The organism is Labilibaculum manganireducens, from assembly GCF_963665805.2.
Lineage (GTDB): Bacteria > Bacteroidota > Bacteroidia > Bacteroidales > Marinifilaceae > Labilibaculum > Labilibaculum manganireducens.
The window spans coordinates 2,783,078-2,799,778 of sequence record NZ_CAXXEE010000003.1 but is presented as its reverse complement, the minus strand read 5'-3'; the positions used below and the strand labels follow the sequence as shown (position 1 = coordinate 2,799,778).

The window sequence follows — 16,701 nt, the reverse complement described above, 5'->3', positions numbered from 1 at the left end:
ACAATAGGATGTCTTTTTTTAATAGGGAGAAAAGTCGTGTATTTACTGACTTTTTTTTATTTGTTTGAGCTTTTATCCAATATCGTAGGTATGTGAGAATTTGCAGATTTGTCGTATAAGTCAGGATGTGAGCTTGTTGAGGGCTGTGGTACGCACTTTGGTTCTAACTATGTGTTAGTTATCTAAAGTCCTGTAATTATGAAAAAATATCTACTCTTGGGATTCCTATGGGTTACCTCAGTCATTATTGTACAAGCTCAAACTGCACCGCCAATCTTAAATTCAGTATCGGGAGTTACGGTTGATAATCCTTTTACTTTGTTATTTACTGATGATGGTACATGGCAAAGTCTGATTTCTGAAATACGATATGGAGATGATGTTGTTGATCCGTCTGCGTACGATGCAGGTACAACTTCGGGAGAAATTGTTTTTACTCCTTCGGCAAGTGTTTATTTTCAAAATGACACAACCTTAAATATTACTATTGTAACAGATGGAACTTACTTTGATGGTGTATTTTCACAAACGATAGGCCATGGCGCTGCCACAAAATTTGTCATAACTACTCAGCCGGCTGCTCCGGCTTCCAATGGCGGAGTTTTGGGAACTCAGCCTGTAGTAAGCCTGCAGGATCAGTTTAGTAATGCATGTACAAGCGATGGAACAAGTTCTGTGGGAGTTGTCGCCAGTGGGGCAAGTTGGATTTTGGGCGGAACAACGTCTCAAACAGCATCATCGGGAGTCGTGACTTTTTCTGGTTTAACAGGAAGTAGTGCTGTAGCTGTTACTGGAGCTGCAATCACTTTTTCGTTGGATGGATTTTCCTTGGTTTCCAATTCATTTGATATTCCTGTAAATGCTCATCCAGCACTTTCAGTGCCAACAGATGCTACTGTTGATTCTGATTTTGATATTACTTTTACGGATGATGCAACATGGCGAACCGGCATCAGCGAAATTCGATATGGCACCGATGTTCTTCCTGCTGGAGCCTATGATAAGACAAGTGCGGATGCGATCACCATTAAGCCATCTCAGTCAGGATTTTTGCAGGTTTCAGGTACAAAGAATCTGACCATTGTATCCAGTGGATATGCAGATGCTGTTGAGTCTTTGGAAATTAAGCACGGCGCTGCCACAAAATTTGTCATAACTACTCAGCCGGCTGCTCCGGCTTCCAATGGCGGAGTTTTGGGAACACAGCCTGCAGTAAGCCTGCAGGATCAGTATAGCAATACTTGTACAAGCGATGGAACAAGTTCTGTGGGAGTTGTCGCCAGTGGGGCAAGTTGGATATTGGGCGGAACAACGCCTCAAACAGCATCATCGGGAGTCGTGACTTTTTCTGGTTTAACAGGAAGCAGTGCTGTTGCTGTTACCGGAGCTGCAATCACTTTTTCGTTGGATGGATTTTCCCTGGTCTCCAATTCATTTGATATTCCTGTAAATGCTCATCCAGCACTTTCAGTACCAACAGATGCTACTGTTGATTCTGATTTTAACATTACTTTTACAGATGATGCAGTCTGGCGAAACGGCATTACGGAAATTCGATATGGCACCGATGTTCTTCCTGCTGGAGCCTATGATAAGACAAGTGCGGATGCGATCACCATTAAGCCGTCTCAGTCAGGATTTTTGCAAACTCCCGGAACAAAGAATCTGACCATTGTATCCAGTGGATATGCAGATGCTGTTGAATCTTTGGAGATGAAGCACGGCGCTGCAGCCAATATTGTAATGGTTACTCAACCAACAGCTCCGGCTTCCAATGGAGGTTTATTGGGAACACAGCCTGTGGTTAAATTGCAGGATCAGTATGGTAATGACTGTACGGGTGATGGTGCAACACAGGTAACTGCTGCCGCTGATGCTTCCGGAGATTGGATTTTGGGAGGGATAGGTACTACTGTTACTTCGGTAGGAGGAACTGCTGCGTTTTCCGGACTTACGGGAAGTAGTAATTTGGTTGTTAGTGGGGCATATTTGGTTTTTTCATCAGGGATTTTACCAACGCTTAATTCTGCTTCTTTTGATATTCCTGTGAATGCTCCTCCAACACTTACAGCAGCAACAGGAGCAACTGTTGATGATGTTTTTGAAATTTCATATTCAGATGACTCAGGCTGGGAATCAAGTATTGATTCGATTCAATTTAATGGAACAACCATTTCTGCAAGTGCATATTCTTTAAATTCAACAACGAATAAAATTGTTTTTACACCTTCGGCAGATGTTTCACTGCAAACTGCTGTATCTGCCAGCTTGGAAATTTTTGTTGACACTTACAGTCCTGCCAGTGTAACTCAAAATATAGGACATGGTGCAGCAACCAATATTGTTGTACAAACAGAACCTGTACCGTCCGGTGTGAATGGAAGCTTATTTACAACACAGCCTGTTGTTGCTATTCAGGATCAATACAATAACATCTGTACTTCGAATAGTACTGTTTCCATTACTGCTGGTGAAAATGATCCTGTTAACTGGACTTTGGGTGGAACTCCAACGGGCACTGTTTCGTCTGGAGTATTAAATTACACCGACTTATCTGCCGGCAGCGATGCTGTAGTTACAGGAGCTTATATTTCTTTTACAGCATCCGGTTTAACAGGAGTAGCTTCGGCAACATTCGATCTGGGATTAAATTCACCTCCTGTATTATCAGCAGCTGCAGGTGTGACCGTTGATGGTGCATTTACGGTAACTTTTGTGGATGAAAACAGTTGGCAAAGTAAAATCAGTAGTATTAGCTATGATGGTGTTGAGATTGATGCTTCGGCCTACAATAAACTAACAAGTGGACAAATAATATTTGATCCGTCCTTATCACCAGCATTGCAAACTGCAGGAACACAAGATTTTGTTTTTATTGCTGCAGGATTCTCAAATGCAGCTTTATCACAAACGATCGGTCATGGTGTACCTACATCAATTAAAGTGAATGTTGAACCAACATCACCAACAAGCAATGGTGGTTTATTGGTACAGCAACCAGTTGTTATTAGTCAGGATCAATATCTTAATTCATGCACTTCGGATAATGCAACAGCAATATCTGTTGTGAAGGGTGATGCGGGAAGCTGGTCATTGGGTGGCTCACCCAATCATACATTAGCGGGAGGATCATTTACATATACAGATTTGTCGGCTACAAGTGATGCACCGGTTATTGGAGCCTATTTATCTTTTTCATCTGGTAGTTTTGCGGATGTTAATTCGGCAACTTTCGATATTCCTGTAAATGCTTCACCTGCTCTTTCTCCCGCAAATAATGCTACGGTTGATGGAGAATTTCAGATCACTTTTACAGATGATGCAACATGGAGGGGAAGTATAACTGATATTACATTTGATGGTAATTCTATTCCGGCAGCAGCCTATGATGCCACGAATGCTACCCGAATTATTTTTAAGCCTGTTGAATCAAATATATTACAAACTGCAGGCACAAAAGAAATCATTGTAATTTCCAGTGGATTTGCTAATGATACTTTAAGTCAGATGCTTGGGCATGGAGTTGCTGATGAGCTTTTCATGTTTACACAGCCAGTTGGTCCTTCGGGCAATGGAGGTCAGCTTACTGTCCAGCCGGTAGTTCAATTGCGGGATCAATACGCAAATATTTGTACTACGGATAATACAAGTACTATTTCGGAAACAACCAGCGGTGGAACCTGGACGTTGGGAGGAACAACGGGATTAACTGCCGGTTCAGGAGTATTTACTTATACAGATTTAACTGCAGGTAGTAGTGTTGAACTGACTACAGCCAGTATTACTTTTTCATCAGGAGCTTTAACCGATGTTGTATCTGCTGCATTTACAATTCCCTCTTTGGATTCATCACCAACACTGCTTGCTTCTTCAACAGCAACAGTAGATGCAGTTTTTGAAATAAGTTTTGGTGCAAATGCCACTTGGCAGCTTGCCATTGATTCGATTAAGTACAATGGGAATTTAATAGCAGCAAGTGCTTATGATAAAACTCAATCCGGGAAGATTATTTTCGATCCGGCATTAGATTCTGATTTACAGATTTCGGGAACAGCTGATATGATAGTTTATGCCGGAGGATATGAAAATGCCGGCGTATCTCAAGAAATTAAACACGGTGTTGCCAATGAAATAGTCGTAGTGCTTCAACCATCAGCTCCGGTTGAAAATGGAGCTTTATTGGCGAATCAACCAGTGTTAACACTTCGGGATCAGTATGCGAATGATTGTACGAGTGAAAATACAATTGAAATAACTGTGGCAAAAGGGGATGCAAATGTTTGGACTTTAGGAGGAACGTTGGTGAAAAAAGTAACCAATGGTTCAGTTAGTTTTACTGATCTGACAGCATCAAGTAATGCAGCTGTTACAGGAGCCTTTATTGCTTTTTCAACAACCGGATTAGCAACCGTAAATTCAAACACTTTTAACATTCCTGATTTAAGTGCTTCACCGGTATTAACTGCTGCAGATGCTGTTACCGTTGATTCAGATTTCGACATTACTTTTACTGATAATGCGGCCTGGAGAAGTCAGATTACTGAAATTAGATACGGAACTCAAGTGTTGCCGGCAGGAGCATACGATACTTCAACAGCAGGAGTAATAACATTTAAGCCCGCTGAGTCGGCTGTTTTGCAGACTGCAGCCAGTGAATATATTTTTATTACTTCTACATCATTCCTGAAAGATTCTGTTCTGCAGGCAATTGGACATGGTGCAGCAAAATCTATTGCAATAACAACTCAACCACAACAACCTGCGAGAAATGCCGGTTTGCTGCAAACTCAACCAGGAATTAAAATACAAGATCAATATTTAAACGATTGTACTACGAACAGTGTACAAACAATTAATGCAAATGCAACAGGAGGAAGCTGGGTAGTAGAGGGAACTACTTCGTTAATGGTAACTAATGGGATTGTTGATTTTACCGATTTAACCGCCAGAAGTACGGATCTGGTAACTGATGCAACAATCACTTTTTCTGGCACAGGACTAACAAGCCAGGAGTCGGCGACATTTATTATTCCAGCACCTCTTATTGCTCCATCTCTTATTGCCTCAACAACTGCAACTGTTGATTCATTGTTTGATGTTACTTTCTCGGAAAATGCCGCCTGGCAGGGAGAAATTGATTCAATTTCTTATGGAGGAAACTTGCTGGCAACTGATGTTTATGACAAAAGTCAAGCAGGGAAACTAATTTTTGATCCTTCAAAAAGTACTGAATTGCAAGTGACTGGAACGAAAGAAGTTTTAGTTTATTCAAGAGGATATCAAAATACAGCAGTCAATCAGGAAATTAAACATGGTATTCCGGATACTGTTTTTATTGACAGACAGCCAACAGCACCCTTAGTGAATGGTGGTAATTTAGATACACAGCCAAGGGTTTCACTTCGGGATCAGTACAACAATAGTTGTTCAAGCAACAGTACATTTGAGATTTCTGTCGAAAATGGAGATGCACAGGCCTGGACATTAAGAGGAACTTTAACTCAAACTGTTTCATCAGGTGTGCTTACTTTTAGCGATTTAAGTGCTTCAAGTGTGACTGCAATTACCGGAGCTTTTCTGAAATTTTCCGGTGCAGGAGTGGCTTCAGTGAACTCAGATCCTTTCGATATTGTAGAGCTGTTAAATCCGCCTACTATTAATCCTGCATTTCTTGTAACTGTTGATGCTGATTTTACATTAAACTTTTTTGCCATTGATGATGCCTGGAAAAACAGCATTACGACCATCACCTACGAGGGAGATACCTTACCTTCTTCGGCTTATGCGATAGATACGGAATCAATTACTTTTCATATTTCACAGGAAGCATTGCTGCAAAAAGCAGGAACATTCACTATTGCTATCCATTCTTTGGGTTATACGAATGTAATAGTAGAACAGGAGGTTGGGCACGGAGCAGTTGCAGGTATGGAGATAACCCAGCAACCATTAGCTCCATTAACCAATGGTGATGCTCTTGATCAGCAGCCTGTTTTGCAATTTTTGGATCAGTATGCCAATGTATGCACATCAGAAATTCAAAAGAGTATTGCTGTTGAAAAGAATGATACAGGAGACTGGAATTTGGCTGGAACTGTTGAGCAAACAGCAACAAATGGAATTGTTACATTTACTGATTTATCGGCCTACAGCACGGCTCCGGTAAGTGGTGCTGAATTGAAATTTATTGCTGCGGATTTAACTGCAGTTGTTTCTGCACCTTTTGATATTCCTGATGTTAGTAGTTCTCCGGTTCTAAGTGCTGCTATTGGTGCAACTGTTGATAATCCGTTTAAAATTACTTTTACTGAGGATTCTGTTTGGAGAAGCCGTATTAATGTAGTGACTGTTAACGACAGTGTATTGAGTGCTGCGAGTTATAATGCGGGTCAGGCCGGAGCGTTGGAGTTGATTCCTTCTGAATCGGAGTTTCTGCAAAAAAACGGATCGTTCCAGGTTATTGTGCAATCCCGTGGGTTTGCTCACGATACAGTTCAGCAGGAGATCAATCACGGTATAGCAGATAGTTTACAGATCACAACTCAGCCATCAGATCCTGCCAATAATGGTGAATTATTATCGCAGCAACCTGTATTACAATTAAGTGATCAATACCTAAATAATTGTACTGCAGATAATCTTACGCAGGTAAATGTGGCTAAATATGATCAGAAAGCCTGGACTTTATCAGGCACTCTTCAAGCTCAATCGGTAAGTGGTGTGGTTAGTTTTACTGATTTAACTGCGACAAGTGAAATTGCCATCGACTCAGCTTACCTTCAGTTTTCATTTGATAAAGACACGGTGATTTCTGCTTTGTTTAAAATTCCTGTTCCGGTTATTGAGCTGACTGCAGCAGTAAATGTGACAGTGGATAATGAATTCACAATACAAGCAAGTGACAACGCCAGTTGGAGAGATTCAATATCGGCCATATCATTTGCAGGTGAAACTTTAGTTGATACTTCTTACTTGATCGAAGCCGGAGGTATTACTTTCTATCCAGATAGGGATTCGATATTACAGATTGCAAGAACAGACACATTAATTGTAATTGCCAATGGATATGCCAACGCTATAATTGAACAGGAAATTGGACATGGAATATCCACGGAGATGGTAATTGTTGATCAACCTATTGGTCCTGAGAATAATGGAGATACTCTCGCCAGACAACCCAAACTGCAGTTGATGGATCAATATAAAAACAATTGTGAAAAAGACAATGCAACTCAAATTTTGGCTTCTAAATATTCCGATGGTTCAGAGACAGACGTAGTGGATTTGTGGGATTTAGGTGGAACCAAAACCATAACTGCTGTTGGAGGTTTGGTAACTTATCTGAATTTAACTGCAACCAGTGAAAATCGGGTAGAAGGAGCGCGATTGCTGTTTACTTCCGATGCATTGCCGAATGTTGTTTCTGATAGTTTTGATATTGTAATTCCACCACCGCCGGCTATTGTGGGAGCTGTTGATGCTACTATTGATGGAAGTTTCTTTGTGGAATTTACCGATAACAAAACATGGCGGTCGCTGATTTTTGATATCCGATACGGAATAAGAAGTTTGGAGGGAAATTACAATATCTCTGAACCAGGGAAAATTATTTTTGATCCAACCGTGACTTCTATCCTTCAAAAATCAGGAGTTGATTCGATGTATATTTATTCGGGTAACTATGACACTGTGCGGTTTGAACAAACCATACATCATGGGAAATCGAAATACCTGGTAATTGTGAAAGAGCCATCTGCGCCACTCAAAAATGGAGAGTTGTTGCTCAGACAACCACAGCTTAAGTTGCAGGATCAGTTTCGAAATAATTGTGTTACCGATAATGAAACGCCTGTAGCTGTTAAAAAAGGTGACAATGGAGATTGGTCACTGGCGGGAACTTTTACTCAAATTGCTGTTGATGGTCTTGTTAAATTTACAGATCTAGCTGCAACAAGTGAAAGGGAGGTGGAAGGAGCGCGTTTGGAGTTTGAAGGTACGGGAATAATTCCTAAATTATCTCAGTCGTTTACAATTCCGGAACCGCAGGTCAATAGGGCTGGCGAAGCCAAAGCAAATCCTGAATTGGTTTGTTATGGTACCAGTTCAAGTATCACACTTGTTGGTTTTGATGGCCTTATTCAGTGGCAAAAGTACGATGAATTGAATGATATTTACGAAGATGTTGCCGGCGAAACTTCTGAGATTTTCATATCCGATGAAGTGGTTCAGAATGCCAGATACAGAGCAATGGTTTCGAAAGATGGTTTTACAACTCAATACTCTAATTCTGTAAGTGTGAGTCCAATTGAGCCGCCTTTAGCCGATTTCACATTCAATATTGATTACAATCGGGTTGATTTTACAAACTTAAGTGTTAATGCAACAAATATAGTTTGGGACTTTGGTGACGGAACCATTAGCAGTGAGTTTGAGCCAAGCCATTCCTTTGTTTTGGATAATGCAAATGGATCGGGATACGTGGTGAGCCTAACGGCCTCCAACGATGCATGTCCTGATAGTAAAAAATCGCAGCAGGTGTTCATTACAACTGGCATTGAGGATTTAATAGCAGAAACCGGAGTGGTGGTTTATCCAAATCCAAGTCGGGGAGAATTTTTCATCGAGATTTCAAATTCTGATCAGGATGGAATTTTGAGAATATTCGATCAGGCGGGGAAATTGGTTGCTGTCCGCAATATTGAGAATGGCCTTCGTGCAAATAGAATGGCTTTCGATCTGAAAAATCTGACGGGAGGTATCTATTTCTTAACCATTCAGTATCCTGATAAAGTTGTACGAACGAAACTGATTATTCAATAAAATAGAAACGGGCTTTCCAATTTGGAAAGCCCGTTTTTTAAAATCTAACAATCGGACTACTGCTTGTCCAGTGATCGGACCACTACTAGTCCAGTGATCGGACTACTGCTTGTCCAGTGATCGGACTACTGCTTGTCCGGTGATCGGACTACTGCTTGTCCGGTGATCGGACTACTACTTGTCCGGTGATCGGAGTAATGCATAGAAAACTAATAGGTCAAATTGCTTATTCGAATTCAGCCATTGTTTTCTTAATGATATCAATAGCTTCTCTCAATTGTTCTTCGTTAATTGTCAATGGAGGAGCAAAACGGATAATATGACCATGAGTTGGTTTTGCAAGCATACCGTTGTCGCGTAAGCGAATGCAAACATCCCAAGCGGTTTTTCCATCTTTAGGTTTAATAACAACTGCGTTAAGTAATCCTTTACCACGAACAAGTTCAATCATATCCGATTTAACCGCTTGCAGTTCTTCACGGAAGATTTTACCCATTGCTTCAGCATTTTCAGCTAATTTTTCTTCTTTAACAACGGTTAATGCCGCCATTGCTACTTCGCAGGCGATTGGGTTACCACCAAATGTAGAACCGTGCTCACCTGGTTTGATGCATAGCATGATTTCATCATCAGCCAATACCGCAGATACCGGCACAACACCACCTGAGATTGCTTTTCCTAGAATTAATACATCAGGACGAACACCTTCATGATCAACCGCTAATAATTTACCTGTTCTGGCAATACCGGTTTGAACTTCATCGGCAACAAATAGTACATTATTTGCTTTACAAAGATCTGATGCTTTTTTCAAGAAACCATCCTCAGGAACGTAAACTCCGGCTTCGCCTTGAATTGGTTCAACAAGGAATGCACATACATTTGGATCTTTCAATTCTTTTTCAAGAGCTTCAATGTCGTTGTAAGGAATTACAACAAAACCCGGCGTAAAAGGCCCGAAACCTTTGTATGAATCCGGATCGGTCGACATTGAAATTATAGTAATTGTACGTCCGTGGAAGTTCCCGTCGCATACAATAATTTTTGCTTCGTTGTCAGGAATACCTTTTACATCATATCCCCAGCGACGCACTAATTTAAGTGCAGTTTCGTCGGCTTCGGCACCGGTATTCATTGGCAATACCTTGTCGTATCCAAAATATTTAGTTACAAATTCTTCGTATTTACCTAAGTTGTTGCTGTAAAAAGCGCGGGAGGTAAGAGTCAGTTTTTGAGCTTGTTCAATTAAAGCGTTCACAATCTTTGGATGACAGTGACCTTGATTAACGGCAGAATATGCAGACAAAAAATCAAAATATCTTTTCCCGTCAGTATCCCAAACATAAACACCTTCTCCACGTTCAAGAACTACTGGAAGTGGATGATAGTTGTGAGCACCAAATTTGGATTCCTTCTCCATGTAATCTTTCGCAGTCATGGATGTTGTTGCATTTGTCATAATTACAATGTTTAAAAGATTTGTTTGTTTGGATTGAGTTCTCGCAATCCAGCATGCCAAATTTGCAATTATTTTTTTATAAACCAATACTTTTGAGATGTTTTTTAATCTCTCCAATAAAATTAATTTGAAAGAATACTCTTATCATAAGGCCATTTATTAAAATGCGTCTGATTTTATGATTAGGAGTTAGAGCTGTTCTCCCAATGAAAACAGTCAGTTTGATTTATGGGAGGAATTTTGCCATTGATTCCAGTAAATCTCCTTTTTTAATCGGTTTTGATAGGTGGTCGGAACAGCCTGCTTGAATTGATTTTTCTTTGTCCCCAATAAGTGCGTAGGCTGTTTGTGCAATAACAATTAGGTTAGGTCTTTTTTCTTTGATGATTGCAGTGGCCTCTAATCCATTTATTTGTGGTAGGTTAATGTCCATTAATACAATGTTTATCTCAGGATTTTGCAGGCACGAATTAATTACTTCCTGTCCGTTTTTTGCCCATAGAATATTAATGTTTGTTCTTTGAAGATAAGCTTCAAGTATTTTAAAATTAGTGGTTTGATCTTCGGCAATAATAACGGTGTAGTTTTCCCAGTTGTAAGACTCCAGAGAGTGATCTTCTTCGTGCTGGTTGTCAGAAGTTAAGATGTTTGGAATTGTAAAGTTAATTGTTGTTCCTAAATTGTTTTCAGAAACAAACCAAATCTTTCCGCCTAGCAATTCCAGTTCCAATCGTGAAATATACATGCCTAAACCAGTGCCGCCATAATATTTTTGTCCTGATTCATCAACTTGTCTGAATCTTTTAAATACGCGGTTTTCATATTTGGAAGGAATACCAACTCCGGTATCGGTAACCGAAAAGTGAATTGTGTCTTTTATTATTTTGTAGGAACATGTAATGCTTCCTGTTTCTGTAAACTTTATTGCGTTGTGTATTAGGTTTTTAAATATACTTCTGATTTTAATCTGATCTGACTTTATCACATCGTTTGTGGAATCAAGATCAAAATTAAAAATTAGGTCAATATGTTCTTTGTTGTTTTCTTTCAGCAGGTTTAGGCTGTTCTCTTTTATGTCCAAAAGCATTTGGTTGAGATGAAAATTTCTCTTAATTGGTTTTGATACACGACTTTCAAGCATCGATACTTTTAATAGGTCTTCAATAATGCGCAGCAGTTGTAAGCCTGATGTTTTTATTGCGGTTGCAAATTTACTAACGTTGTCCTTTTCATTGCTTGTTTCCAATAGTTCAGAAAAACCAATAATCGAGTTTAAAGGTGTTCTTAGTTCATGGCTCATATTTGCCAAAAAAGAATTTTTTAGATTTTCGGCATCAAGAGCTTTGCTCCAGGCTTTTGCAATTTCAAACTCTTTTATTTTAGTTTCGGTAATATCTTGGAAAAGAACTTCTTCTATTAGGCCTTCCAGATTGTCATTATATACTTCTCCGGTTATTTTACCAAGTCTTAGTTCTCCATTTTTAAAAAATCGAAATTCAATCTCTATTGTTTGCTTTGCCATTTGCTGCAGTGAGACTAAAAAGAACTCGAGATCTTCAGGATGGATGTGTTTAATTAAATTTTGTCTGTTAGGTGTAAAGTTTGAGGTATCGTAGCCTAAAATAGAATAGGTGATGTTTGACCACCACATTTCATTTGAGTTATAAGTGTAGATCCAATAGCCAATACCTGCAATCCGATGAATTTTTTCTAGTTGCCTAATTTGTATAGAAGTATCAAGTTTCATGCTGATTAAATTAATTTAGTAATTATGTCAATGTTTGTGCTGGTATTGTGTTTTGTAGTTGTTTGTTACGATGTGTTTTGCTGAAAGGTTATGATTGTTGTGTTAAATTTATTCGATGCAACAAGCTTTCTGAAACAATAAGTAAAATACAAAGCAGAACAAAATGTTTCCAATATTGCTTTCCATTACTTTGTTCGTTATAAATGTCAGATAGTTTCATTTTTTCGGGAAAATTAAGCGAAATGGGCAATAATTGTGACTTTATTTGTGATTTTAGTTCATCTGGTGTGAAATATTCAGGATCTGATTCTGTTCTTGAGTAATTAAAAGAGCAGGAATATATTATTGAATCATTTCTGGATATCAAATAGTTATCGGCCAGAGTAATTTGTTCACGTGTGTAGAGAAGCGTTCCTTTATCAAAGTTATTTTCTTGATCGGGGATGATATCTGTCTGATTCTTTTTATTGATGATATGAAACGATTCGTTGGATAAGTTATGCTCAAATGAATTGATTCTGACAGGCGTTTTGTTGCCCAAAGTGTAGTACAAAGAATGATTGTTACTACTGTTACGGGTTAAATTAATAACTGTAGGTACGAAAATTGGATGTGTAATTAAATTGGTCCATTCTGGGTTTAACTGCATGGTAAGCTGATAGAAATAACCGTTTCCATATTTTATTTTTAGTAATAGATTGTCGCCGGCCTGAGTCCGCCAAATATTCTCCGCTAAATTATTTTTTGACTGACCTAATTTGTAATGCTTGTAAATATCCGGTAGTCTGGCATCAGTCTTAATTTCTTTGAATACATTTTGGTAAAGCTCAGAGTTTAGTTCAATAATTGACAGCTTTTGTTTGCTTGAATCAATTTCTATTAATTGAGGAGCCGAAATTTCATCAAGGAATGCATTTACTGACTGATCAGGCTCACTGCTTGGAATAAACAGGACATGTCCTCCGTTAGACAGGTAATTTTTGATGGTTTGACTGAAACCACTTTCAATTTCTTGAATTTCATTCAAAATAAGCAGTTGATAATTATCCAGATTTTCATTGAAAATACTGGATTTGTCATGGTTTTTAAATTCAAATATTTCTGCGCCTGAAAATAATTTGTTCAGATATTTGTTGGGGTCATTCTGATTTATAGATACGATTTGAATCTTATCATTAATTGAATAAGAGAAATAGAATTTGTTGTCGTAGGTGATAGGAAAGTCACTGATTTCAACCATTCCCTGATAAATTCCTGATTTGTGATTTACATATTTCAGGCTGATAATTTTCTTTGAATTTTTATCAATATCAAAACTGGAAACCGATTTTGTACTGTCGTTGATACTTAGTTTAACAGGTATTTTTTGATAGTTTTGATTCGAAGTATTTACAACTCTGATAAAGAGTTCCTGACTTTGCTTTATTTGATGATAAGGCTTGTCAAACCAACAGGAATCAATTAGTAAATTATTTGATCGCTGTACCGAAAGAGGTAGGAAGGTGATAGAATTTGTACTGTCAACTTTTATGTTTTCAATATCGCTTTGCGTTTTTTGAAAATCGGAGAACACGTAGAGGTGGTAATTATTACCGGCATTATTAATTTGTATCTTCTTAATTTGTTCTGAAAGTAAAACGGGGATTGGCGAAGGGTTTATGTCCATAACCCTGGCTATCGCTTGTTGCTTGTTTAAATTTGAAGTGAAGGGGAAAAAATTATTACTGTAAATTCTAATTTTAGAATAGTTGGGGTAGCTGTTAATTAATTCGACAGCTTTATTTTTTGCTGCCTCTAAAGCATTGCCACTTTCTGTTTCGGCATTCATACTAAATGAATTGTCGATATAAATCGTAAAGTATTCGTTTTGCTGCAGTCCCTTATTTTGATTGTTTTCGTTGGGGATGTAAGGTTGTGAAAAGGCAATAATAATGCAGGCCAAGGCAAGAAGTCTAAGCAGGAGAAGTAACCATTTTTTCACTTTCGACCGGCGCTTATTTTCAATATTCAGGTTTTTAAGAAACTTTAAATTGCTGAAATATATTTTCTTAAATCTCTTGAAATTAAAAAGATGTATAATAATAGGAAGTAGAAGGGCTAATAGAGCCCAAAGAACCTCTGGATGTAAAAAATGAAACATATTTAAGCTTTGTTTTTATCGTTACACTAAATTACTGATTGATGATAAGCTATTGGCTAGAATTTAGCAGTAAGCTTCAAGTTAATTTTTCTTGATGTAAGGTAATTTGGAATTGCATATTGATTCCCCGATACATCGTTAATCCATAAATAGGATATTGTATTATTTATATCCAAAACATTGAAAACTTCCAGACTTATCCACATCGATTTAAAATATTTTAATAAACCAGTTTTGTATTTGGTATTCTCATCGAGCAATATTTTCGAAAAACCCAAATCAATCCTTCTGTAATTAGGCATTCTAAAACTCTCACCATTCTTTCCTTTTTTAGGAGTCCAAACTGGTAGTTTTCCTCCGTAGAATAGACTTAAATGCATTTTATAGGATGGGTTGTTTGGTAAATAATCTTGAAAAAACATCGAGAAATTTACCCGTTCGTCTGTTGGTCTGGGTAAATAACCAAGTTCATCACCTATAATATCTTCTTCCGTTTTCATTATTGATAAACTCGCCCATGATTCAGTTCCCGGAACAAATTCACCATTAATTCTTACATCCAGACCAGTGGCATAGCCTTTAGATTTTTTGTCACCATAGTATCGAATCCGAACATTTTCAATGTCATAAGGGGTTAATGATTTAAGATCTTTATAGTACAATTCGCTTGAGAATTTGAACGGGCGGTTCCAAGCTTTAAAGTAATATTCCTGACCTAAAACATAATGAATTGATTTTTGCAGATTCACATTGGTGCTAATCTGACCATTGTTAGTCAGCATTTCGCGGTACGACGGCGTTTGCTGGTAGTAACCGGTGGCAAAACGAAATTTAACTTTCTTTTCCCAGTTGGGAATGTAGTTGACAGATGCCCGGGGAGAGCAGAAGCTTTCAGTATTGTAATCCCAAAAATGATACCTCAGCCCTCCGGTTATCTGAAACTCTCCTTTGTTGTTTTGAAAAACATAGGTGCCTTGGGCAAATGAAGTGATGTGATTGCTGCTGATTTTATTAATTGCATTTTTCGTGTATGCAAGCGATACTTCAGAATCTGAAACGGGAATTGAATAACCTGCTGAATCCTGATATTGCCATTCGTTAATCTGATCATCGACTCCTTCATGTTTTCCGCCAATTCCCCATTGAATAAATAAATTATTTTTTTTGTGATCACCCTTTATATCAATTGTGCTCACTTTTTTACTCAGTTTATTTCTTGCGTGATCGATAAAAGTTCCTACACCCAGATTCTCTAAGCTTTCCGATGAACTTCCACCTTGCGATACAAATAAATCGCTGAGATAATATTGTCCCATGATATCGAAAGTTTCTTTTTCTGTAGTTTCGTATCTGCTGGCTATAACACGGTACAAAGACTTGCTGTTCGGATGGAATTTTAATGTGAGTGCCTGAATATTAGTTTCGTATTTGTCCTTCTCCTTGCCATCGAAATAGATTTTAAGTTGCAGTGCCTCACTGATTGTTCCAAAAGATGTATTTCTGGTTTCCGGCTTAAAATTGTAATTGTTCCGGCTTAAACTTCCCCACAGATGCATGCTGAACGATGAGGAAAAACGATAATTTACCATTGCCTGAACATCTGTGTAATTTGGTTTGTATTCCCCTTTTGTGTCCAAAGAATTTAGCAGATATGCATTTGTTTTGTATCGGATACCAGCTAAATAGGTTAGCTTGTTGTTTTTACTGCTGTTGGCAAAGTGAAAAGAACTCCCCAGCAAACTAGCTTCAGCAGAAGCTTCAAATTTATTTGGTGTTTTGTATTTTACATCCAAAACGGAAGAAAGCTTATCTCCGTATTTTGCATCATATCCTCCTGAAGAAAACTGAATGGATGAGACTAAATCGGGATTAATAACACTCAATCCTTCCTGCTGACCTGACCGAACCAAATTAGGACGGTAAATTTCTACCTCGTTAATGTATACAAGATTTTCATCGAAATTACCCCCTCGAACCGAATACTGAGAGCTTAATTCGTTATTGGAACTTACACCGGGCAGGGTTTTAATTATTTGTTCTACAGCACCATTTCCTGTTACAGGAAGTTGTTCCAGTTGCTTGGTGCTGATACTAATGTTTTTATCTGTTATGGCTTTTTTTGAATCGACAGTAACCTCTCTTAACTGTTCCTGTTTTATCATTAATATAGGATTGAACAATTTTATTTCCCCAGGCTGTAATTGGAAATTTACCTCACTGTTTTGGTAACTAATGTGTGATATTTTTAAGGTAAATGTACTATTTGAGGGGACTTTAATGGAGTAATTTCCATTTGTATCGCTGATTGTATATAGTGAAATCGGTTCAATTTGAATATGTGCGCCTGCAATTTCGTTCCGCTTGTTGTCAGTAATTTTTCCTTTAATAACAGCATTCTGCTGCGCTTTTAATTGTAAGGGAAGCAATAAGCAAAGTAAAAGAATTAATCGATACGTTGATTGAACCATAATGGTATACAGCCTGTTAAGTTCTGATGTCAGATAAAATATTGAGAATTACTAAAACACCAAGATA

Annotated in this window: 5 protein-coding genes; 1 reads left to right on the top strand and 4 read right to left on the bottom strand. The window is 38.2% G+C overall.

The annotated features are described in order from the left end of the window. The first annotated feature begins 198 nt into the window (after nt 1–198). On the top strand, nt 199–8,820 hold the full coding sequence (locus ACHZAX_RS10860; protein ID WP_320019122.1) for a hemoblobin-interacting domain-containing protein: 8,622 nt from the start codon (nt 199–201) through the stop codon (nt 8,818–8,820). Between the two features lie 226 nt (nt 8,821–9,046). On the opposite strand, the gene rocD is transcribed toward ACHZAX_RS10860, so the two are convergent. The 4 genes from rocD to ACHZAX_RS10840 form a co-directional block, all read right to left on the bottom strand. Next, complete coding sequence (gene rocD / locus ACHZAX_RS10855; RefSeq protein WP_320019121.1) at nt 9,047–10,279, bottom strand: ornithine--oxo-acid transaminase; 1,233 nt, start codon at nt 10,277–10,279, stop codon at nt 9,047–9,049. A gap of 226 nt (nt 10,280–10,505) precedes the next feature. Beyond that, the gene (locus ACHZAX_RS10850) at nt 10,506–12,026 is read right to left on the bottom strand and encodes a PAS domain-containing hybrid sensor histidine kinase/response regulator (protein ID WP_101310618.1); all 1,521 of its coding nucleotides are present in this window, start codon (nt 12,024–12,026) and stop codon (nt 10,506–10,508) included. A gap of 88 nt (nt 12,027–12,114) precedes the next feature. Continuing rightward, entirely contained in the window at nt 12,115–14,166 is a 2,052-nt protein-coding gene (locus ACHZAX_RS10845) for a vWA domain-containing protein (protein ID WP_320019120.1), read from the bottom strand. Nucleotides 14,167–14,222: 56 nt separating this feature from the next. Continuing rightward, nucleotides 14,223–16,634 carry a TonB-dependent receptor gene (locus ACHZAX_RS10840; RefSeq protein ID WP_320019119.1) on the bottom strand — a complete coding sequence of 804 codons (2,412 nt, stop codon included), beginning with the start codon at nt 16,632–16,634 and terminating at the stop codon, nt 14,223–14,225. Between the last annotated feature and the right edge of the window lie 67 nt (nt 16,635–16,701).